A 271-nucleotide genomic window follows, 5' to 3' on the forward strand; every position below is an offset into this window, starting at 1 on the left:
TTCATCTACCTGTCGCCCTTCGTCGTGGCCCTGGGCATGCCGTGGATCGCCCATGGCGAGAAGCTGTCGGGCAAGCAATGGGCGGGCCTGGTGCTGGCTTTCGGCGCGGTGGCGTTCGCGTTTGCGGAAGGCTTCTCGTCGCCGCACAGCCCGACCCAGTGGTGGGGCGACGCGCTGGGCGTGGCCGCCGCCGTGCTGTGGGCCGGCACGACGCTGGCCATCCGCGGCACCCGACTCGCTCAAGCGCAGGCCGAGAAGACGTTGCTCTACC

Annotated in this window: 1 pseudogene; it reads left to right on the forward strand. The window is 70.1% G+C overall.

The window, feature by feature from the left end:
* A pseudogene (locus AC0IW9_RS30890) lies at positions 1–271 on the forward strand (hypothetical protein); the annotation flags it as partial.

It is taken from the genome of Belnapia sp. AC561, assembly GCF_979252845.1.